The organism is Mycobacterium sp. 050128 (assembly GCF_036409155.1).
In the GTDB taxonomy this organism is placed as follows: Bacteria; Actinomycetota; Actinomycetes; order Mycobacteriales; family Mycobacteriaceae; genus Mycobacterium.
Genome location: NZ_JAZGLW010000001.1, coordinates 52001 through 72523 on the forward strand (window position 1 = coordinate 52001; position 20523 = coordinate 72523).

The 20523-nt window shown below is 65.6% G+C and carries 20 protein-coding genes and 1 pseudogene; all 21 read left to right on the forward strand.

Annotated elements, in window-relative coordinates; translation table 11 throughout:
- Positions 1-5: 5 nt before the first annotated feature.
- Positions 6-653, forward strand: a complete 648-nt coding sequence (locus SKC41_RS00265) for a TetR/AcrR family transcriptional regulator (RefSeq protein ID WP_330975792.1) — start codon at positions 6-8, stop codon at positions 651-653.
- A gap of 21 nt (positions 654-674) precedes the next feature.
- Positions 675-1913 carry an acyl-CoA dehydrogenase family protein gene (locus tag SKC41_RS00270; protein ID WP_330975793.1) on the forward strand — a complete coding sequence of 413 codons (1239 nt, stop codon included), beginning with the start codon at positions 675-677 and terminating at the stop codon, positions 1911-1913.
- Positions 1910-2950 carry a phosphotransferase family protein gene (locus tag SKC41_RS00275; protein ID WP_330975794.1) on the forward strand — a complete coding sequence of 347 codons (1041 nt, stop codon included), beginning with the start codon at positions 1910-1912 and terminating at the stop codon, positions 2948-2950. The genes SKC41_RS00270 and SKC41_RS00275 overlap by 4 nt, the downstream gene beginning before the upstream one ends.
- On the forward strand, positions 2947-3285 hold the full coding sequence (locus SKC41_RS00280) for a DUF6285 domain-containing protein (RefSeq protein ID WP_330975795.1): 339 nt from the start codon (positions 2947-2949) through the stop codon (positions 3283-3285). The genes SKC41_RS00275 and SKC41_RS00280 overlap by 4 nt, the downstream gene beginning before the upstream one ends.
- A 9-nt stretch (positions 3286-3294) precedes the next feature.
- Positions 3295-3696, forward strand: a complete 402-nt coding sequence (locus SKC41_RS00285) for a nuclear transport factor 2 family protein (protein WP_330975796.1) — start codon at positions 3295-3297, stop codon at positions 3694-3696.
- 8 nt (positions 3697-3704) lie between these two features.
- Positions 3705-4240 (forward strand): annotated as a pseudogene (locus tag SKC41_RS00290) (YceI family protein).
- A gap of 30 nt (positions 4241-4270) precedes the next feature.
- On the forward strand, positions 4271-4672 hold the full coding sequence (locus SKC41_RS00295; protein ID WP_330975797.1) for an Rv3143 family two-component system response regulator: 402 nt from the start codon (positions 4271-4273) through the stop codon (positions 4670-4672).
- Positions 4673-4905: 233 nt separating this feature from the next.
- Complete coding sequence (locus SKC41_RS00300) at positions 4906-5283, forward strand: NADH-quinone oxidoreductase subunit A (protein ID WP_330975798.1); 378 nt, start codon at positions 4906-4908, stop codon at positions 5281-5283.
- A gap of 8 nt (positions 5284-5291) precedes the next feature.
- Positions 5292-5846 (forward strand): NuoB/complex I 20 kDa subunit family protein, encoded by a 555-nt coding sequence (locus SKC41_RS00305; RefSeq protein WP_036467525.1) that lies wholly within the window; start codon positions 5292-5294, stop codon positions 5844-5846.
- Positions 5843-6571, forward strand: coding sequence for an NADH-quinone oxidoreductase subunit C (locus SKC41_RS00310; protein WP_330975799.1), 729 nt, complete (start codon positions 5843-5845; stop codon positions 6569-6571). The genes SKC41_RS00305 and SKC41_RS00310 overlap by 4 nt, the downstream gene beginning before the upstream one ends.
- Positions 6571-7896: an NADH dehydrogenase (quinone) subunit D gene (gene nuoD / locus SKC41_RS00315; protein ID WP_330975800.1), complete on the forward strand. Its 1326-nt coding sequence runs from the start codon at positions 6571-6573 to the stop codon at positions 7894-7896. Before SKC41_RS00310 ends, nuoD begins: the two co-directional genes overlap by 1 nt.
- A complete protein-coding gene (nuoE, locus tag SKC41_RS00320; RefSeq protein ID WP_330975801.1) occupies positions 7893-8675 on the forward strand; it encodes an NADH-quinone oxidoreductase subunit NuoE in 783 nt (260 codons plus the stop codon). The genes nuoD and nuoE overlap by 4 nt, the downstream gene beginning before the upstream one ends.
- Positions 8672-9988, forward strand: a complete 1317-nt coding sequence (gene nuoF, locus SKC41_RS00325) for an NADH-quinone oxidoreductase subunit NuoF (RefSeq protein ID WP_330975802.1) — start codon at positions 8672-8674, stop codon at positions 9986-9988. Before nuoE ends, nuoF begins: the two co-directional genes overlap by 4 nt.
- 7 nt (positions 9989-9995) lie before the next feature.
- Positions 9996-12413: an NADH-quinone oxidoreductase subunit G gene (locus SKC41_RS00330; RefSeq protein ID WP_330975803.1), complete on the forward strand. Its 2418-nt coding sequence runs from the start codon at positions 9996-9998 to the stop codon at positions 12411-12413.
- Positions 12414-12421: 8 nt separating this feature from the next.
- A complete protein-coding gene (gene nuoH / locus SKC41_RS00335; RefSeq protein ID WP_330978699.1) occupies positions 12422-13681 on the forward strand; it encodes an NADH-quinone oxidoreductase subunit NuoH in 1260 nt (419 codons plus the stop codon).
- On the forward strand, positions 13674-14231 hold the full coding sequence (gene nuoI / locus SKC41_RS00340; protein WP_330975804.1) for an NADH-quinone oxidoreductase subunit NuoI: 558 nt from the start codon (positions 13674-13676) through the stop codon (positions 14229-14231). Before nuoH ends, nuoI begins: the two co-directional genes overlap by 8 nt.
- Before the next feature lie 5 nt (positions 14232-14236).
- Positions 14237-15013 (forward strand): NADH-quinone oxidoreductase subunit J, encoded by a 777-nt coding sequence (locus tag SKC41_RS00345; RefSeq protein WP_442931642.1) that lies wholly within the window; start codon positions 14237-14239, stop codon positions 15011-15013.
- Positions 15010-15309 (forward strand): NADH-quinone oxidoreductase subunit NuoK, encoded by a 300-nt coding sequence (gene nuoK, locus SKC41_RS00350; RefSeq protein WP_025735676.1) that lies wholly within the window; start codon positions 15010-15012, stop codon positions 15307-15309. Before SKC41_RS00345 ends, nuoK begins: the two co-directional genes overlap by 4 nt.
- Positions 15310-15330: 21 nt before the next feature.
- The gene (gene nuoL, locus SKC41_RS00355; protein WP_442931643.1) at positions 15331-17217 is read left to right on the forward strand and encodes an NADH-quinone oxidoreductase subunit L; all 1887 of its coding nucleotides are present in this window, start codon (positions 15331-15333) and stop codon (positions 17215-17217) included.
- A 73-nt stretch (positions 17218-17290) separates the two neighbouring features.
- Complete coding sequence (locus tag SKC41_RS00360; protein ID WP_330975807.1) at positions 17291-18874, forward strand: NADH-quinone oxidoreductase subunit M; 1584 nt, start codon at positions 17291-17293, stop codon at positions 18872-18874.
- Positions 18871-20463 (forward strand): NADH-quinone oxidoreductase subunit NuoN, encoded by a 1593-nt coding sequence (gene nuoN, locus SKC41_RS00365; protein WP_330975808.1) that lies wholly within the window; start codon positions 18871-18873, stop codon positions 20461-20463. Before SKC41_RS00360 ends, nuoN begins: the two co-directional genes overlap by 4 nt.
- The last annotated feature ends 60 nt before the right edge of the window (positions 20464-20523 follow it).

The window sequence follows — 20523 nt, forward strand, 5'->3', positions numbered from 1 at the left end:
TGGGCATGTCCGCCCCCGATGCGTCGCGGGCGCTGACCTCCAAAGGCCGCCAGACCAGGGAGGCCATCGAACAGGCCGCGCGAAAGCTGTTCGCCGAGCGCGGCTTCCACGGCACCACACTGGCCGACATCACGTCGGCCGCCGGAAAATCGCCGGCAGTGTTCTACCGGTACTTCGCCGACAAGGAAGACCTGCTGGCCGCGCTGGCGCAATCTTTCCTGCACGATGTCGTCGCGCCGTCCGGGTTGAGCGTGCACCTGCCCGACTCTCCCCCGCAAGCGGGAGGGGCCCCCACAGACGACAACAACTTTTTTACCGCGGTGGTCACCGGATACTGGAACATCTTCAAGCAGAACATCGGCATCATGATCGCCGTCGCACAACTGGCCACCACGCAACAGCGGTTCGCGGCTGTGCAGAACGAGTTTCGAAGGTTCGGCATGGACATCGTGGCCGCTTCGGTGCGACGCGCTCAGGAACAGGGCTACGGCGGCGAACTCAACCCGCAGCACACGGCGGCGGCCATCGCGCTGCTGTTCGAAAACTTCACCACCGTCTTCGTCGGGCAGTCTGGTCTCGGGATGGAGATCAGCGACGAGGACGCCATTGCAACCCTGTCGACGGTGTGGAAGAAAACTCTGTACGGCGCTTGAGCCTTTCCCAAGGAGACAACTGTGGATTTCACCCTGCCAGAACATCTTCCGGGCGTACTGGCCGAGATGGATGCGTTCATCGAGGCGGAGATCAAGCCGCTGGAACGCGAAAACATCCAGTACTTCGACCAGCGCCGCGAGCATGCCCGCACCGATTGGGACAACGACGGAATCCCGACCGAAGAGTGGGAGGAGCTGCTCGCCGAGATGCGCCGGCGCGCCGACAAGGCGGGCTGGCTGCGCTACGGACTGCCGGCCTCGCTGGGCGGCCGCGACGGCACCAACGTCGACATGGCGGTGATCCGGGAACATTTGGCGCACAAGGGACTCGGACTGCACAACGACCTGCAGAACGAGTCGTCGATCGTCGGGAACTTCCCTCAGGTGATCATGATGGAACGCTTCGGCACCGACGAGCAGCGTAGGGTGTGGTCCGAGGCGCTGATCACCGGCGAGCGGTCCATGGCATTCGGACTGACCGAGCCACAGCACGGATCCGACGCGACCTGGCTGGAAACCCAAGCCCAACTCGACGGTGACAGCTGGGTGATCAACGGCTCAAAGCGTTTCAACACCGGTGTGCACCGCGCCACCCACGACCTGGTCTTCGCCCGCACCTCCGGCGAGCCGGGACAAGCCCGGGGCATCACCGCGTTCCTGGTCCCGACCGACACCCCCGGATTCACGGTCCCCTACTACTGGTGGACCTTCAACATGCCCACCGACCACGGCGAAGTCGAGCTGACCGATGTCCGCATCCCCGCCGATGCGGTGCTCGGCGAGGTCGACCGCGGCCTGGAGGTCGCCCAGACGTTCCTGCACGAGAACCGGATTCGCCAAGCCGCGAGCAGCCTGGGCGCGGCGCAGTATTGCATCGACCGAGCCGCCGAATATGCCGCCAAGCGCACGGTGTTCGGCAAGCCGTTGTCGGTCAATCAAGCCGTGCAATGGCCGCTGGCCGAGCTGCAGACCGAAGCGCAGATGGTGCGGCTACTGGTGCAATTCGCCGCCTGGCACCTGGACCGCGACCACCACATGGAGGTGTCCGACAAGGTGTCGATGGCCAACTATCGCGCCAACCGCCTGGTATGCGACGCCGCCGACCGCGCCATGCAGGTCTACGGCGGCCTCGGCTACAGCCGGCATGAGCAATTCGAGCACATCTACCGACACCATCGCCGCTACCGGATCACCGAGGGCGCCGAAGAAATCCAGATACGCCGAGTGGCGCAGCGGCTGTTCAAGTTTGGCAAGCAGTGACCGGGGAACTCGTCGCCAAACTGGAAGCGGTGCTGGTGCCGGTACTGGGCGCCGCCACCACGATCGAGAATCTGCGCGCGCTGACCGGCGGTGCCAGCCGCACCACCTGGGCGTTCGACGCGGTCACCGGCAGCCAACGCCGCGCGCTGATCCTGCGCACCGGCCCACCCGACGACGTGCATGCCGGCATGGAGCTCGAAGCCCGCGCGCAGGCCGCGGCCGCGGCTGCCGGCGCACCGGTCCCCCACATTCTGATCGCTGATGATTCGGTTGCGGCACTGGGCAATCCATTTCTGGTCTGCGACGAGATCAAGGGCGAAACCATCGTCCGGCGCATTGCGCGCCAGCTCGACACGGCCGACGGGCACGCGCGCCGAACCGAGCTGCTGCGGCAATGCGCGCAGGCGCTGGCCGCCATTCACCGGGCCGACCCGCAGATTCCGGGCCTGGCTTATGAGGACCAGCTCGTGGAATACCGCGAGCGGCTCGACGCGATGAACGACACCACCGCCACCTTCGAATGGGCGTTTCGCTGGTTGGCCGCGCACCGGCCGCAACAATCGGCGACCGTGCTGGTGCACGGTGACTACCGGATGGGAAACCTGATCGTCGACGGATCCAACCTGGCCGCCGTGCTCGACTGGGAGCTGGTGCACCTCGGCGAGGCCTACGAAGACCTGGCCTGGTTCTGCATCCGCGCGTGGCGGTTCGGCGCTCCGGCCAGCCTCGGCGCCGGCGGCCTCGGCAGCATCGAGAGCTTTGTGCGCGACTACGAACAGGCCAGCGGGACGACCGTCGACCGGGCAGCGCTGCACTGGTGGCTGGTGCTGGCCACGTTGCGCTGGGGCGTGATCTGCCGCTTCCAGGCGGAGCGGCATTTGAGCGGTCAATCGCGCTCGGTCGAGCTGGCGACGATCGGTCGCCGGGTCAGCGAGACGGAGTGGGACATCCTCAATCTGCTCGAGCAGGCGTCCGGCGACGATGCGCGCCCCGCGACGGCGCGACGAGAAGCCGGGCAATCGGGGCTGGGCTCGTGATCGGCGCGTACGGACGCCCGCTGGCTGCCGAACTCGTGGCCGCGGTGGCTGAGTTCCTGGAAACCGACGTCCGGGCGGCGACCAGCGGACAGGTCAACTTCCACTCCCGGGTGGCCGCCAACGCATTGCGCATCGTCGAACGTGAACTGCTCGACGAGAGTGAAGCGGAATCGCGAGCCGCGCTGACCGGCTTGGGTTTCGGAGACGAGGAACAGCTTGCCGCCGCCATCCGGGCCGGCGACCTCGACGACCGTGCCGGCGAGGTCCTCGCCGCCCTGAGAATCCTGGTGCGCAATCGGTTAGCGGTTGCCCACCCCGGATACGACAGCGAATAGGAGCCCGCCATGCCCGCTGCACCTGCTGAGGTCGTCCTCGACACGGCCGACCGGCTGTTCTCATCGATCGTCAACGGAGACAAGGCCGCGGTCGATCGGCTGTGGAGCGACGACATCGCGGTGTGGCGGGTGGGCGCCAGCCGGGACAACGACAAAGCGCGGGCGCTCAAAGTCATCGACTGGTTCATCGGTGTGACCACGCAGCGTCGCTACGAGATCCTCGATCGCCGGCTCTTCGACGACGAATCGATCAGCGGCTTCGTTCAGCAGCACGTCCTGCACGCCACCGGCCATGCCGGCCAATCGATCTCCATGCGCGTTTGCATCGTGATCAGGGTGGGCACAAATGGTCTGATCGACCGGATCGACGAATACTTCGACCCCGCCGAGATTGCGCCGCTGATGAGGTGAGACGGACGATGACGACGCTGGAAACACTGCTGAACGATCCCGACCTGGCCGGGGTGTGGAACATCGACCCGGACCGGTCGGCCGTCACGTTCAAGATCAGGAACATGTGGGGTCTGCTGAACGTCAAGGGCCGTTTCACCGAGTTCACCGGCGCTGGACAACTCACCGGCAAGGGCTCGGTCTTCGGCCGCCTCGACATCCATACCGCGTCGGTGCACACCGGCATCGGCCGTCGCGACGAGCATCTGCGCTCGGCCGATTTCTTCGATGTCGAGCGGTTTCCCGAAATCAGCGTCGTCGTCACGGCGGTTCACCCGACCGAGGGCAAGGCCGCGGACCGCGGGCCGGCTTCACGATCAAGGGGATCAGCGCGCCGGTACCGCTGCCCGTCACCGTCACCGAGGCCGGCGACGGTTCGATCCAAATCTCGGGCGAAACCAGGATCGATCGATCCCAGTTCGACATCGGGTGGAACAAGTTCGGCGTGATCGCGCCGACGGCCAAGGCGGCGGCACAGGCCGTTTTCGTGCGGTCCGGCCAATAAAGCCGGCCGCGCACCAGTAGCATCTGCACCGTGCCCGACGCCACCATCGCTCTGCGGATACTCGTCTACAGCGACAACCCCAACACCCGCGACAAAGTGAAGCGGGCACTGGGCAAGCGACTGCACCCGGACCTGCCGGAGTTGAACTACGTCGAGGTGGCTACCGGACCGATGGTGATCCGCACCATGGACGAGGGCGGCATCGACCTGGCCATCCTCGATGGCGAAGCGACACCGACCGGCGGCATGGGAATCGCCAAACAGCTCAAGGACGAGCTCGAAAGCTGCCCGCCGATCCTGGTGCTCACCGGGCGCCCTGACGATGCGTGGCTCGCGACGTGGTCGCGCGCCGAGGCCGCGGTGCCGCACCCGATCGACCCGATCGTGCTGGGTCGCACCGTGCTCGGGTTGCTGCGCGCTCCCGCGATCTGAAGCTAACGACCTGCTCCTTCCGGGTGCCGTTTTAGCGCCGTCTTTGGCGTGGCCCAGAAACGTGCCGGATCTCACACCACAAACCACGCATTAGCACCACCCCGACCACGTGCCCCGGCCAGCTCAACGCTATGTTGAAGATCACTGTGCCGGGCTACAGACCCAGTCCGTCACAGCAGCCCGGTCGCCGCCTGGTCGCTTTATAGGCGGCCCACGACGGATCTTGGAGCGAGTTGAACGTCTACATACCCATCCTGGTGCTCGGCGGAATCGCCGCGGCCTTTGCTGTGGGCTCGGTGGTGATCGCGAGCCTGGCCGGCCCGTCGCGCTACAACAAGTCGAAGCTGGCGGCCTACGAATGTGGAATCGAGCCGACCGAAACGTCGGTGAGTGGGCCGCATGCGACGCCCGGGCAGCGGTTTCCGGTGAAGTACTACCTGACCGCGATGCTGTTCATCGTCTTCGACATCGAAATCGTGTTCCTCTACCCGTGGGCGGTCAGCTACGACGCACTGGGGATGTTTGCTCTGATCGAGATGGTGGTGTTCATGCTCACCGTCTTCGTGGCCTACGCCTACGTGTGGCGTCGCGGCGGCCTGACATGGGATTGAGGTAACTCATGGGCCTGGAAGAACAGCTACCCGCCGGCATCCTGCTCGGGACTGTCGAGAAGATCGCGGGCTACGTCCGCAAGAACTCGCTGTGGCCGGCAACGTTCGGATTGGCGTGCTGCGCGATCGAGATGATGGCAACTGCCGGACCACGGTTCGACATCGCACGGTTTGGGATGGAGCGGTTTTCGGCAACACCGCGCCAGGCCGACCTGATGATCGTGGCCGGGCGGGTGAGCCAGAAGATGGCCCCGGTGCTGCGCCAGATCTACGACCAGATGGCAGAACCGAAATGGGTACTGGCCATGGGCGTCTGCGCGTCGTCCGGCGGGATGTTCAACAACTACGCGATCGTTCAGGGCGTGGACCACGTGGTTCCGGTGGACATCTACCTCCCCGGCTGCCCGCCCCGTCCGGAGATGCTCTTGTACGCAATTCTCAAGCTGCACGAGAAGATTCAGGAAATGCCGCTCGGCGTGAACCGCGAGCAGGCCATTGCTGAAGCCGAGCAAGCGGCACTGGGCGCCCGGCCCACCATCGAGATGCGTGGACTGCTGCGATGAGCTCACCGGAACAGGACCCGAAGGTAGCCGCCAGCGAAGTGGGCGGTCCGGTGCCCTCGCCCGACGAAGAAGTGATCAACGTGCGCCGCGGCATGTTCGGCATTTCGGGGTCGGGTGACACCTCCGGTTACGGACGGCTGGTGCGGGAGATCACGCTCCCGGGCAGCAGTACCCGGCCGTACGGCGGTTATTTCGACGACGTCGTCGACCGGCTGGCCGACTCACTGAAGGCCGGCGACATCGAATTCGAAGACGCGATAGAGAAAGTCGTCGTCTACCGCAACGAACTGACGTTGCACGTGCGCCGGGAGGCACTCCCCCACGTCGCCCAACGCCTGCGCGACGAACCCGAATTGCGCTTCGAGATGTGCCTGGGCGTCAACGGCGTGCATTACCCGCACGAGACCGGTCGCGAATTGCACGCCGTTTATCCGTTGCAGTCGATCACGCACAATCGCCGCGTCCGGCTGGAAGTGTCTGCGCCCGACGGTGATCCGCACATCCCGTCGCTGTACGCGATCTACCCGACCAACGACTGGCACGAGCGCGAGACGTATGACTTCTTCGGCATCATCTTCGACGGGCATCCGTCGCTGACCCGCATCGAGATGCCGGACGACTGGCACGGCCATCCGCAACGCAAGGACTACCCGCTCGGCGGTATTCCCGTCGAGTACAAGGGAGCACAGATACCCCCGCCCGACGAGCGGAGAGCGTACAACTAATGAGCACAATCACTGACTCGACGCACGATGGTGGCGCCGAAACTGTCGTTGTCGCCGGTGGACAGGACTGGGGGCAGGTCGTCGAGGCCGCCCGTGCCGCGGATCCCGGTGAACGCATCGTCGTCAACATGGGTCCCCAGCACCCGTCCACACACGGGGTGTTGCGGCTGATCCTCGAGATCGAAGGTGAGACCGTCACCGAGGTCCGCTGCGGAATCGGCTACCTGCACACCGGAATCGAGAAGAACCTCGAATACCGGTACTGGACGCAGGGTGTCACCTTCGTGACCCGGATGGATTACCTGTCGCCGTTTTTCAACGAGACCGCCTACTGCCTCGGCGTCGAGAAGCTGCTCGGCATCACCGATGAGATCCCGGAGCGGGTCAACGTCATCCGGGTGATGATGATGGAGCTGAACCGGATCTCCTCGCATCTGGTCGCGCTGGCCACCGGCGGTATGGAACTGGGAGCCATGACGCCGATGTTCGTCGGCTTCCGGGGACGCGAGATCGTTTTGACCCTGTTCGAAAAGATCAGCGGTCTGCGAATGAACAGTGCCTACATCCGCCCGGGCGGGGTGGCGCAGGACTTACCGCCGGGTGCCGAAGCCGACATCGTCGAGGGCCTCAACGGCCTGCGGCAAGTGCTGAAGGAAATGGGCGACCTGCTCAACGAGAACGCCATCTGGAAAGCGCGCACCGAGGATGTGGGTTATCTCGACTTGGCCGGTTGCATGGCGCTGGGTATCACCGGCCCGATCCTGCGTGCCACCGGTTTGCCGCACGACTTGCGCAAGAGCGAACCCTACTGTGGATACGAGAATTACGAATTCGACGTGATCACCGCTGACACGTGTGACGCTTACGGGCGCTACATCATTCGCGTCAAGGAGATGTGGGAGTCGATCAAGATTGTCGAGCAGTGCCTGGACAAGCTGAAGCCGGGGCCACACATGGTCGAGGACCGCAAGATCGCCTGGCCCGCCGACCTGAAGGTAGGTCCCGACGGCATGGGTAATTCACCCGAGCACATCGCCAAGATCATGGGCGGCTCGATGGAAGCATTGATCCACCACTTCAAGTTGGTCACCGAGGGCATCCGGGTGCCGGCCGGCCAGGTCTACAGCGCGGTGGAATCACCCCGCGGAGAACTCGGCGTGCACATGGTCAGTGACGGCGGAACCCGGCCTTACCGAGTGCATTACCGCGATCCGTCTTTCACCAATCTGCAAGCGGTCGCCGCGATGTGCGAAGGCGGCATGGTCGCCGACTTGATCACCGCGGTCGCCAGCATCGACCCGGTCATGGGCGGGGTCGACCGATGACCGCACCCAGTGCTCCCACCCCGGGGGGCGGCTCCGGCGAGCGCGTGTTCATCCGGCTGGGACCGCCACCCGAGGAAGACAACCAGTTCGTGGTTGAGGGTGCGCCGCAGTCGTATTCGCCGGAGGTTCGGGCGCGGCTGGAGGTCGACGCCAAGGAGATCATCGGCCGCTACCCCAACAAGCGTTCCGCGTTGTTGCCGCTGCTGCACCTGGTCCAAGCAGAGGATTCATATCTCACACCGGCGGGCCTGGAGTTCTGCGGCGAGCAGCTCGGACTGACCGGCGCCGAGGTTTCGGCGGTGGGCAGCTTCTACACGATGTACCGCCGCGGCCCCACCGGCGATTACCTGGTCGGCGTCTGTACCAACACGCTGTGCGCGGTGATGGGCGGCGACGCGGTATTCGACTCGCTCAAAGAGCATCTCGGCATCGGCAACGACCAGACCACCTCCGATGGATCGGTCACGTTGCAGCACATCGAATGCAACGCCGCGTGCGACTTCGCCCCGGTGGTGATGGTCAACTGGGAGTTCTACGACAACCAGACCCCGGAATCGGCGCGGGAACTCGTCGACTCGCTGCGGGCCGGAAAGCCCAAGGCGCCCACCCGCGGTGCGCCGCTGTGCAAGTTCCGCGAGACCTCCCGCATCCTGGCCGGTCTCCCCGACGAACGTCCCGACGAAGGTCAGGGCGGCGCCGGTCCGGCCACGCTGGCCGGACTAGAGGTCGCCAAGGAGAAGGGCATGGAAGCCCCGCCGGCTCCCGGAGGCACGTCATGACCACCCCGCTCACCCCGGTGATCAGCCGCTACTGGGATGACCCGAAGTCGTTCACGCTGGAGACCTACCAGCGCCACGACGGCTACCAGGCGCTGAAGAAGGCCCTGAAGATGGAGCCCGACGCGGTGATTGGGGCCGTGAAGGACTCGGGCCTGCGCGGCCGTGGCGGTGCAGGCTTCTCGACCGGAACAAAGTGGTCGTTCATCCCGCAGGGTGACTCCGGCGCGGCCGCCAAGCCGCACTACCTGGTCGTCAACGCCGACGAATCAGAACCCGGTACGTGCAAAGACATTCCGCTGATGCTGGCGACGCCCCATCTACTGGTGGAGGGCGCCATCATCGCCTCCTACGCCATCCGGGCCAGCCACGCCTTCATCTATGTGCGCGGCGAAGTGGTGCCGGTGCTGCGCCGGCTGCAGAACGCGGTCGCCGAGGCTTACGCTGCAGGCTTTTTGGGCCGCGACATCGGGGGCTCAGGCTACGACCTGGAGCTGGTGGTGCACGCCGGTGCGGGCGCTTACATCTGCGGCGAGGAAACCGCGCTGCTGGAGGGCCTGGAGGGCCGGCGCGGTCAGCCCCGGCTGCGCCCGCCGTTCCCCGCCGTGGCCGGCCTTTACGGCTGCCCCACGGTGATCAACAACGTCGAGACCATCGCCAGCGTGCCGTCGATCATTCTCAACGGCGTCGACTGGTTCCGGTCGATGGGCACCGAGAAATCGCCTGGCTTCACGCTGTATTCGCTGTCCGGGCACGTCACCCGGCCCGGCCAATACGAGGCCCCGCTGGGTATCACGCTGCGCGAGTTGCTCGACTACGCCGGCGGGGTCCGCGCCGGGCATCGCCTGAAGTTCTGGACACCGGGCGGGTCGTCGACGCCGTTGCTGACCGACGAACACCTCGACGTGCCACTGGATTACGAGGGTGTGGGCGCCGCCGGGTCGATGTTGGGCACCAAGGCGCTGGAGATCTTCGACGAGACCACGTGCGTGGTGCGCGCGGTGCAGCGCTGGACGTACTTCTACAAGCACGAGTCGTGCGGCAAGTGCACGCCGTGCCGCGAGGGCACGTTCTGGCTCGACCAGATCTACACACGGCTCGAGACGGGCAAGGGCACCCACGACGATCTCGACAAATTGCTGGACATCTCCGACGCGATCCTCGGAAAGTCGTTCTGCGCGTTGGGCGATGGTGCGGCCAGCCCGGTGATGTCGTCGATCAAGCATTTCCGCGACGAGTACATCGCCCACGTCGAAGGAGGCGGCTGCCCGTTCGACCCACGAGACTCCATGCTGACGGCCAACGGAAAGGCGTGACGCCCTGATGACTAGCGCGGCCAAAACCGAGACCGGTGGCGAGACGACGCCGCCCGACATGGTCAAGCTGACCATCGACGGCACCGAAATCACAGTTCCCAAGGGAACTCTGGTGATCCGAGCGGCCGAGTTGATGGGGATTCAGATTCCGAGGTTCTGCGACCACCCGCTGCTCGACCCGGTCGGCGCGTGCCGGCAGTGCATGGTCGAGGTGGAGGGGCAACGCAAGCCGATGGCGTCGTGCACCATCGTGTGCACCGACGACATGGTGGTGCGCACCCAGCTCACCTCGGAGGCCGCGGACAAGGCCCAGCACGGGGTGATGGAGCTGCTGCTGATCAACCACCCGCTGGACTGCCCGATGTGCGACAAGGGTGGCGAATGCCCACTGCAGAACCAGGCAATGTCCAACGGCCGCAGCGATTCTCGTTTCGAAGACGTCAAGCGCACGTTCGCCAAGCCGATCAACATCTCCTCGCAGGTGTTGCTGGACCGCGAGCGGTGCATCCTGTGTGCACGCTGCACGCGGTTCTCCGAGCAGATCGCCGGTGATCCGTTCATCGACATGCAGGAGCGCGGCGCCCTGCAGCAGGTCGGCATCTACGCCAACGAGCCGTTCGACTCCTACTTCTCGGGCAACACCGTGCAGATCTGCCCGGTGGGCGCGCTGACCGGCACCGCCTACCGATTCCGGGCCCGTCCATTCGATCTCGTCTCCAGCCCCAGCGTGTGCGAGCACTGCGCCGGCGGCTGCGCCGAGCGCACCGACCACCGCCGCGGCAAGGTGCTGCGCCGGCTCGCCGGTGACGATCCCGAGGTCAACGAGGAGTGGAACTGCGACAAGGGCCGCTGGGCGTTCCGCTACGACACCCAGCCCGACGTGCTCACCACTCCCCTGGTCCGCGACGCCGACGGCACGCTGCAGCCGGCTTCGTGGGCGCACGCGATCGTGGCCGCAACGCAGGGTTTCGAAGCAGCCCGCGGGCGTACCGGTGTGCTGGTCGGCGGCCGCGGCACCTGGGAAGACTCCTACGCCTATTCCAAATTCGCGCGAATCGTGTTGGACACCAACGACATCGACTTCCGCGCCCGCCCATCCTCGGCCGAAGAGGCGGAGTTCCTTTCGGCACGCATCGCGGGCCGCCCGCTCGTGGTCAGCTTCTCCGATCTGGAATCGGCGCCGGTGGTCGTGCTGGTCGGGTTCGAGCCAGAAGACGAGGCGCCGATCGTATTCCTGCGGCTGCGCAAGGCCGCCCGCAAGCGCGGCGTGCCGATTTACGCGGTCGCCCCGTTCGCCACTCGCGCGCTGACGAAGATGTCTGGCCGGCTGCTTCAAACCGTGCCGGGAGCCGAACCATCCACGCTGGACGACCTGGCCACCGGCGAGGTCGGCGAGCTGCTGTCGAAGCCCGGAGCGGTCATCATGGTCGGCGAACGGCTGGCCACGGTGCCGGGCGGATTGTCCGCCGCGGCGCGCCTCGCGGATGCCACCGGAGCCCGACTCGCCTGGGTGCCGCGGCGCGCTGGGGACCGTGGCGCGCTGGAAGCCGGAGCACTGCCCGGCCTGCTGCCCGGCGGTCGTCTGGTCGCCGACGAGGCCGCCCGGGCGGAGGTGGCCGCGGCGTGGAACGTCGACGAATTGCCTTCTGCCGCAGGGCGTGACGTCGACGGCATTCTGGCCGCCGCGAGGGACGGATCCCTGGGCGCGCTGCTGGTCGGCGGTATCGAGCCCGCCGACTTCGCCGATCCGGATGCCGTACTGGCCGCGCTGGACGCCGCCAACTTCGTCGTCAGCCTGGAACTGCGGCACAGCGAGGTCACCGAACGCGCCGACGTGGTGTTCCCCGTCGCGCCCACCACACAGAAGGCGGGCGCATTCGTCAACTGGGAAGGCCGATTCCGGCCCTTCGAGCCCGCGCTGCACGGCAGCACCCAGCGGGCCACTCAGTCCGATCACCAGATCCTCGACACGCTGGCCGACGAAATGGGTGTTTACCTGGGCATGACCGGCGTCCACGCGGCCCGCGAGCAGGTCGCGGCGCTGGGCAACTGGCAGGGCGATCGCGCAAGTGGCGCAACGGTTCAAGCGCCGCAGCCGCCGCAGCCCGGCCAAGGCGAAGCCGTGCTCACCGGCTGGCGGATGATGCTCGACAACGGCCGCGCCCAAGACGGCGAACCCTATCTGGCGGGCACCGCACGCAAACCCGTGGTCCGGCTGTCGGCGGGCACCGCGGCCGAGATCGGCGCGGCCGAGGGCGACACGGTCACGGTCAGCACGTCGCGCGGATCAATCAGCTTGCCGCTGAACATCACTGACATGCCCGACCGGGTGGTGTGGCTGCCGCTGAATTCGCCGGGCTCGGCGGTGCATCGGGACCTGGGCGTGACCGTCGGCAACATCGTGCGAATCGGAGCGGGTTCATGACGACCACCTTGAGCGCCTTCGGGCACGACACTTGGTGGCTGGTGCTCGGCAAGGCGCTAGCCATCTTCGTCTTCTTGATGCTGAACGTGCTGGTGGCAATCCTGCTCGAGCGCAAGATCCTTGGCTGGATGCAACTGCGGCCCGGCCCCAACCGGGCGGGCCCGTGGGGCGTCCTGCAGAGCCTGGCCGACGGAATCAAGCTGGCGCTCAAGGAAAGCATCACCCCACGCGGGGTCGATTGGTTTGTCTACATGGCGGCGCCGGTCATCTCGACGATCCCCGCATTCACCGCTTTCGCATTCATCCCGTTCGGTCCCGAGGTGTCGATCTTCGGTCACCGCACCCCATTGCAGCTCACCGACATGCCGGCCGCGGTGCTGTTCATCCTCGGGCTGTCGGCGATCGGCGTGTACGGGATCGTGTTGGGCGGCTGGGCATCCGGCTCGACTTACCCGCTGCTGGGCGGGGTGCGGTCCACCGCGCAGGTCATCTCGTACGAGGTGTCGATGGGGCTGTCGTTCGCGGCCGTCTTCCTGTTCGCCGGCACCATGTCGACGTCCGGAATCATCAAGGCGCAGGACGGCGTCTGGTACGTATTCCTGTTGCTGCCGTCGTTCATCATCTATCTGATCTCGATGGTCGGCGAAACCAACCGCGCCCCCTTCGACCTGCCCGAGGCCGAGGGTGAACTCGTCGCCGGCTTCCACACCGAGTATTCGTCGCTGAAGTTCGCGATGTTCATGCTGGCGGAATACGTGAACATGATGACGGTTTCGTCGCTTGCCACGCTGATGTTCTTCGGTGGCTGGCATGCGCCGTGGCCGCTGAACATGTGGGACGGCGCCAACACCGGTTGGTGGCCGGTGCTCTGGTTCACCGCCAAGATGTGGGTCTTCCTGTTCATCTACATGTGGCTGCGAGCCAGCCTGCCCCGGCTGCGCTACGACCAGTTCATGGCGCTGGGCTGGAAATTGCTGATTCCCGCGTCGCTGGTCTGGGTGCTGATCGCAGGGATCATCCGCACGCTGCGCAACGAGGGCTACGCGCATTGGACTCCCCTACTGGTGGTCAGCAGCCTCGTCTTCGCCGTGGCGCTGGTGCTGTTGCTGCGCAAGCCATTCAGCACACCGGCCAATCGTGCGCTGGCGAGAGAGCTTCGTAAGCGCGGCGACACCTTAGCGCTGCCACCGGCATTCCCGACACCACCGCTGCCGAGCAAAGTTCTGACCTCGGCAGCCGGTGCCAGCAAGGAGAAAGCACATGGCTAAATTCCTCGACGCCGTCGCCGGGTTCGGCGTGACATTCGCCGCGATGTTCAAAAAGAATGTCACCGAGGAGTATCCGGAGAAGCCCGGCCCCGTCGCCCCGCGCTATCACGGCCGCCACCAACTCAACCGGTACCCCGACGGGCTGGAGAAGTGCATCGGCTGTGAGCTGTGCGCGTGGGCCTGCCCGGCCGACGCGATCTACGTCGAGGGCGCCGACAACACCGATGAGGCAAGGTTTTCGCCGGGTGAGCGTTACGGCCGGGTCTACCAGATCAACTATCTGCGCTGCATCGGCTGCGGTCTGTGCATCGAGGCCTGCCCGACGCGCGCGCTGACGATGACCAACGACTACGAGATGGCCGACGACAACCGCGCCGACCTGATCTACGAAAAGGACCGGCTGCTGGCGCCGCTGCTGCAGAACATGCTCGCGCCGCCGCATCCTCGGGCCGAGGGCGCCACCGACAAGGACTACTACCAGGGCAACGTCACCGCGGATGGCTTAAGCGCCAGGAACGACGCCAAAGATGCGGTCGGAGACGCAAGGTGAGCACGATACTTGCCACCAACCTGGCGAGCGACGTCATCGTTCGCACCTCCACCGGCGAAGCCGTGGCCTTCTGGCTGCTGGGCGCGCTGGCCGTGATCGGCGCGATTGGGGTGGTCACGGCCGCCAACGCCGTGTACTCGGCGATGTTCCTCGCGATGACGATGATCATCCTGGCGATCTTCTACATGATCCAGGACGCGCTGTTCTTGGGTGTGGTTCAAGTCGTGGTCTACACCGGCGCGGTGATGATGCTGTTCCTGTTCGTGCTGATGCTGATCGGCGTGGACTCGGCGGAATCACTGAAGGAAACGCTACGCGGACAGCGTGTCGCCGCGGTCGTCACCGGAGTCGGGTTCGGCGTCCTGCTGGTTGCCGCCATCGGCAAGGTGACGACTGGGGGCTTCGTCGGACTGACCACCGCGAACGCCAACGGCAACGTCGAAGGCCTGGCGGCACTGATCTTTTCGCGGTACCTGTGGGCGTTCGAGCTGACCAGCGCGCTGCTGATCACCGCCGCGGTCGGCGCGATGGTGCTCGCACACCGCGAGCGTTTCGAACGCCGCAAGACCCAGCGCGAACTCTCGGAAGAACGGTTCCGGTCCGGCCGGCCGACCCCGCTGCCCAACCCCGGCGTCTACGCACGCCACAACGCGGTCGACGTTGCCGCGTTGCTGCCCGACGGCTCCTACTCGGACGATTCGGTGTCGAAGATGCTGCGAACCCGTGGTGCGGACGGCAAGGAGACTCCCCGCCGGCAAGCCATCAAAGGCGGTACATCGTGAATCCGGCTAACTACCTTTACCTTTCGGCACTGCTTTTCACCATCGGGGCCTCAGGTGTGTTGTTGCGCCGCAACGCCATCGTGATGTTCATGTGCGTCGAGTTGATGCTCAACGCCGTGAACCTGGCGTTCGTCACGTTCGCGCGCATGCACGGCCACCTCGACGGGCAGATGATCGCGTTCTTCACGATGGTAGTGGCCGCGTGCGAGGTCGTCATCGGCCTGGCCATCATCATGACGATTTTCCGTGCCCGCAAATCGGCGTCGGTCGACGACGCGAACCTACTCAAAGGGTAGAAGAACGCCGCCGTGACAAACATCGCACACTTCACCTGGTTGCTCGTGTTACTACCGCTGGCGGGTGCCGCAATCTTGCTGTTCGGCGGCAGACGCACCGACGCGTGGGGACATTGGCTGGGCGTGCTCGCCGCGCTGGGGGCGTTCGGGGTCGGCGTCACGCTGCTGTCGGACTTGCTGAGCCGCGACAGTGAGCACCGCGCCATCCACCAGACGGTGTTCACCTGGATCCCGGTCGACCAATTTCAAGTCGACTTCGGGCTGCAGATCGACCAGCTGTCAATCTGTTTCGTGCTGCTGATCTCCGGCGTGGGATCACTGATCCACATCTACTCGGTCGCCTATATGGCCGAAGACCCGGACCGCCGAAGGTTTTTCGGGTACCTCAACCTGTTCCTGGCCTCGATGCTGTTGCTGGTCGTCGCCGATAACTACCTGGTGCTCTACGTCGGCTGGGAAGGCGTCGGTCTCGCGTCCTACCTGCTGATCGGCTTCTGGTACCACAAGCCATCGGCGGCGACGGCCGCCAAGAAGGCGTTCGTGATGAACCGGGTCGGCGACGCCGGGCTGGCCGTCGGCATGTTCTTGATGTTCAGCACGTTCGGCACCCTCTCGTACGCCGGGGTTTTCGCCGGCGCCCCCTCCGCCGGCAAGGGCGTACTCACCGCGATGGGATTGCTGTTGCTGCTGGGTGCCTGCGCGAAGTCGGCACAGGTCCCGCTGCAGGCCTGGTTGGGTGACGCGATGGAGGGCCCGACGCCGGTGTCCGCGCTGATCCACGCCGCAACCATGGTGACCGCCGGTGTGTATCTGATCGTGCGGTCCAACCCGCTCTACAACCTCGCTCCCGGAGCGCAACTGGGCGTGGTCCTCGTCGGCGCCGTCACCCTGCTGTTCGGGGCGTTCATCGGCTGCGCCAAGGACGACATCAAGCGGGCGCTCGCCGCGTCGACGATGAGCCAGATCGGCTACATGGTGCTGGCTGCGGGACTCGGTCCCGCCGGATACGCGTTCGCGATCATGCACCTGCTCACGCACGGCTTCTTCAAGGCCGGCTTGTTCCTCGGATCGGGCTCGATCATCCACGCGATGCACGAAGAACAGGACATGCGCCGCTACGGCGGGCTGCGCGCCGCCCTGCCCATCACCTTCATCACCTTCGGCCTGGGTTATCTGGCCATCATCGGCGTGCCGCCGTTCGCGGGCTTTTACTCCAAGGACGCCATCATCGAGGCGGCGCTGGGCGCCGGCGGCGTCCGCGGCTACACGCTGGGCGCAGCGGCGCTGCTGGGCGCGGGCGTCACCGCGTTCTACATGACCCGGGTGATGCTGATGACCTTCTTCGGCGAAAAGCGTTGGGCGCCGGGCAGTCACCCGCACGAGGCGCCCGCCCTGATGACCGGGCCGATGATCCTGCTCGCGTTCGGCTCGGTGTTCTCGGGTGGACTGTTCGCCATCGGAGGCACCCTGCCGCACTGGCTGGAACCGGTCGTCGGTGCGCATGAGGAAGCCACGCACACCCTGCCGGCGTGGATCAGCACCACGCTCGCGCTGTCGGTCGTCGTGGTCGGAATCGCGGTGGCTTATCAGAAGTACGGCAGGCGGGAGATCCCCCGAGTCGCTCCCGTTCAGGTGTCGGCACTCACCACGGCCGCACGCAGAGATCTGTACGGCGATGCCTTCAACGAGGAGGTATTCATGCGCCCTGGCGCGCAGTTGACCGAGGAGCTCACCGAGTTCGACAACGCGGCGGTGGACGGCTCGGTCAACGCGCTGGCCGCGCTGGTCAGCCGGACGTCGAATCGCTTGCGGGGACTGCAAACCGGCTTCGCCCGGTCCTACGCGCTGTCGATGCTGGCCGGCGCCACCCTGCTGGTCGCGGCGATCCTGGCGGTGCAACTGTGGTGATCTCGCGCCGTGACGATGCAGTGGGGGCACCGCCCGCTCGCGGGGGACGAAGCGATGAGAAGGAGCGGCGCTCATGACTAACGTGCCCTGGCTGAGCGTGCTGTGGCTGGTACCGCTGGCCGGTTCCATCCTGATCATCCTGATGCCTCCCGGCCTGCGGCAGCTCGCCAAGTGGACCGGTGTGGTCGTCAGCGTCCTGACCCTGGCGGTCGCGCTCGTTGTCGCGCTCGGTTTCAAAACCGGCGGCGCCCCTTACCAATTCCTGGAAAAGCATCCCTGGATTCCGGCCTTCGGCGCCGGCTACAACCTCGGCGTGGACGGCATTGCGGTGATCCTGGTGCTGCTGACCGCGATCCTGATTCCACTGCTGCTGGTCGCGGGCTGGAACGACGGGGGCGAGGGCACCCGGGGTGTCCACGCCTACGTCGCCTTGACGCTGGCCATCGAGTCGATGGTGCTGATCTCGGTGATCGCGCTGGACGTGCTGCTGTTCTACGTGTTCTTCGAGGCCATGCTGATCCCGATGTACTTTTTGATCGGCGGGTTCGGCAAGGGAGCCGGACGGTCGCGGGCCGCGGTGAAGTTCTTGCTGTACAACCTGTTCGGCGGTCTGATCATGCTCGCCGCGGTGATCGGTCTGTACGTGGTCACCGCCCAGCACGGTTCGGGCACGTTCGACTTCCGCGAAATCGTGACCGGCATCTCCTCGGGCCGCTTCGCCGGCGTGGACCCGGCGGTGTTCAAGGCGCTGTTCCTGGGCTTCATGTTCGCGTTCGCCGTCAAGGCTCCGCTGTGGCCGTTCCACCGCTGGCTGCCCGACGCGTGCGTCGAGGCCACTCCGGCAACCGCTGTCCTGATCACCGCGGTGATGGACAAGGTCGGCACCTTCGGGATGCTGCGCTACTGTCTGCAGCTGTTCCCTGATGCGTCAACGTATTTCCGCCCGCTGATCGTGACGCTGGCCATCATCGGGGTGATCTACGGTGCGATCGTCGCGATCGGCCAAAAAGACATGATGCGCCTGATCGCCTACACCTCCATCTCGCACTTCGGCTTTATCATCGCCGGCATCTTCGTGATGACGACCCAGGGGCAAAGCGGCTCGACGCTGTACATGCTCAACCACGGCCTGTCCACGGCGGCGGTGTTCCTGATCGCCGGATTCCTGGTCAGCCGGCGCGGCAGCAGGTTGATCGCGGACTACGGCGGAGTGCAGAAGGTGGCGCCGATTCTGGCCGGCACCTTCATGGTCTCGGCCATGGCCACCCTGTCGCTGCCCGGCCTTGCACCGTTCATCAGCGAATTCCTGGTCCTGTTGGGCACTTTCAACCGGTACTGGCTGGCGGGCGCCTTCGGGGTGACCGCACTGGTGCTGGCGGCGGTTTACATGCTGTGGCTCTACCAGCGGGTGATGACCGGGCCGGTGGCCGAAGGCAACGAACGAATCACCGATCTGCGGCTGCGCGAGCTCGTCGTCGTTGCACCGTTGCTGGCGCTGCTGTTCGTCCTCGGCGTCTATCCCAGGCCGGTGCTCGACATCATCAATCCCGCTGTGGACCACACCATGATCACCATCGGGCAGCATGATCCCGCGCCGAGCGTGCCCCGCCCGGTTTTGAGGGCAACCCCCGGTACAGCCGAAGGACCGCACCAATGACCCTTCCCACCCCCAGCATCGAGTACTTCCTGCTGTGCCCGATGCTCATCGTCTTCGGTATCGCGGTGGTCGGAGTACTTGCTGAAGCGTTCCTGCCCAGAAACATTCGCTATGTCTCGCAGGTGACGCTGGCCCTCGGTGGTTTGATCGCGGCGTTCGTCGCCGACATCGTGGTCAGCCGCTCGCTCCCGGCATCCGGTCGCAGCGGGGTGTTGGGCGCAGTGGCCATCGACCGGCCGACGCTGTATCTGCAAGGCACCGTGGTGTTGGTGGCCTTGCTGGCCGTCATTTTCATCGCCGAACGCACCAACGTCGCCGCAACCGCCAACAAAGTGAAGGTGGCCGCGGGAGTTTCCACTGCTTCCGGATTGGATGCCTTCACCCCGCAGGCATCCGCGGTCCCCGGGAGTGACGTCGAGCGTGAAGCCGAACGGGCCGGCGCCGCGCAGACCGAACTCTTCCCGCTGCTGATGCTGTCCGTCGGCGGCATGATGGTGTTTCCGGCGGCCAATGATCTGCTGACGATGTTCGTCGCGCTGGAAGTGCTTTCGCTGCCGCTGTACCTGATGTGCGGGCTGGCGCGTCACCGCAGGCTGCTGTCGCAGGAAGCGGCGATGAAGTACTTCCTGCTGGGCGCCTTCTCGTCGGCGTTCTTCCTTTACGGCGTGGCGCTGATCTACGGCGCGACCGGAACGCTGTTGCTGCCGGGCATCCGGGATGCCCTTGCCGCCCATGGTGATAGCTCGATGGCGTTGGTCGGCGTCGCGTTGTTGTCGGTCGGCCTGTTGTTCAAAGTGGGCGCGGTGCCGTTCCACTCGTGGATTCCCGACGTGTACCAGGGCGCACCCACGCCGATCACCGGGTTCATGGCGGCGGCGACCAAGGTCGCGGCATTCGGTGCGCTGCTGCGAGTCGTCTACGTCGCGTTGCCGCCGCTGCACGAGCAGTGGCGACCGGTGCTGTGGGCGATCGCGATCCTGACCATGGCCGTCGGTACCGTGACCGCGGTCAACCAGGCCGATGTCAAACGCATGCTTGCCTATTCATCAGTTGCCCACGTCGGTTTCATTCTCACCGGTGTCATCGCCGACAACCATGCCGGCCTCGCGGCCACCTTGTTCTACCTGGTGGCCTACAGCTTCAGCACGGTCGGTGCGTTCGCGATCGTCGGCCTGATTCGCAACTCCGACGGCGTCGAGGACGCCACACTGTCGCACTGGGCGGGGCTCGGGCAGCGTTCCCCCATTGTGGGCGTGATGCTTTCGATGTTCTTGCTGGCCTTCGCCGGTATCCCGTTGACCAGTGGATTCATCAGCAAGCTGACGGTGTTCAAGGCCGCCGCCCAGGGCGGCGCCGTGCCGTTGGTCATCATCGGTGTGATCGCCAGCGGGGTCGCTGCCTACTTCTATGTCCGGGTGATCGTGCTGATGTTCTTCACCGAACCGACCGACGACACCCCTCAGGTCGTCGCGCCGGGGATCCTGAGCAAGATCGCGATCGCGCTGTGCGCTGCGATCACCGTGATTCTGGGGATCTTCCCGCAGCCGCTGCTCGACCTCGCGGATCACGCCGCGCAGTTGCTGCAGTAACCGTCTGACACGCGTTGCCGCCGGTGATGGACGCCATGACCGACGGTCGGCAACGCGCAG

What these genes read in the sequence shown, in the direction of transcription:
- SKC41_RS00265 (WP_330975792.1), top strand. Translation starts at nt 6, where the DNA reads ATGTCCGCCCCCGATGCGTCGCGGGCGCTGACCTCCAAAGGCCGCCAG.
- SKC41_RS00285 (WP_330975796.1), top strand. Translation starts at nt 3,295, where the DNA reads ATGCCCGCTGCACCTGCTGAGGTCGTCCTCGACACGGCCGACCGGCTG.
- SKC41_RS00305 (WP_036467525.1), top strand. Translation starts at nt 5,292, where the DNA reads ATGGGCCTGGAAGAACAGCTACCCGCCGGCATCCTGCTCGGGACTGTC.
- SKC41_RS00310 (WP_330975799.1), top strand. Translation starts at nt 5,843, where the DNA reads ATGAGCTCACCGGAACAGGACCCGAAGGTAGCCGCCAGCGAAGTGGGC.
- nuoD (WP_330975800.1), top strand. Translation starts at nt 6,571, where the DNA reads ATGAGCACAATCACTGACTCGACGCACGATGGTGGCGCCGAAACTGTC.
- nuoE (WP_330975801.1), top strand. Translation starts at nt 7,893, where the DNA reads ATGACCGCACCCAGTGCTCCCACCCCGGGGGGCGGCTCCGGCGAGCGC.
- nuoF (WP_330975802.1), top strand. Translation starts at nt 8,672, where the DNA reads ATGACCACCCCGCTCACCCCGGTGATCAGCCGCTACTGGGATGACCCG.
- SKC41_RS00330 (WP_330975803.1), top strand. Translation starts at nt 9,996, where the DNA reads ATGACTAGCGCGGCCAAAACCGAGACCGGTGGCGAGACGACGCCGCCC.
- nuoI (WP_330975804.1), top strand. Translation starts at nt 13,674, where the DNA reads ATGGCTAAATTCCTCGACGCCGTCGCCGGGTTCGGCGTGACATTCGCC.
- SKC41_RS00360 (WP_330975807.1), top strand. Translation starts at nt 17,291, where the DNA reads ATGACTAACGTGCCCTGGCTGAGCGTGCTGTGGCTGGTACCGCTGGCC.
- nuoN (WP_330975808.1), top strand. Translation starts at nt 18,871, where the DNA reads ATGACCCTTCCCACCCCCAGCATCGAGTACTTCCTGCTGTGCCCGATG.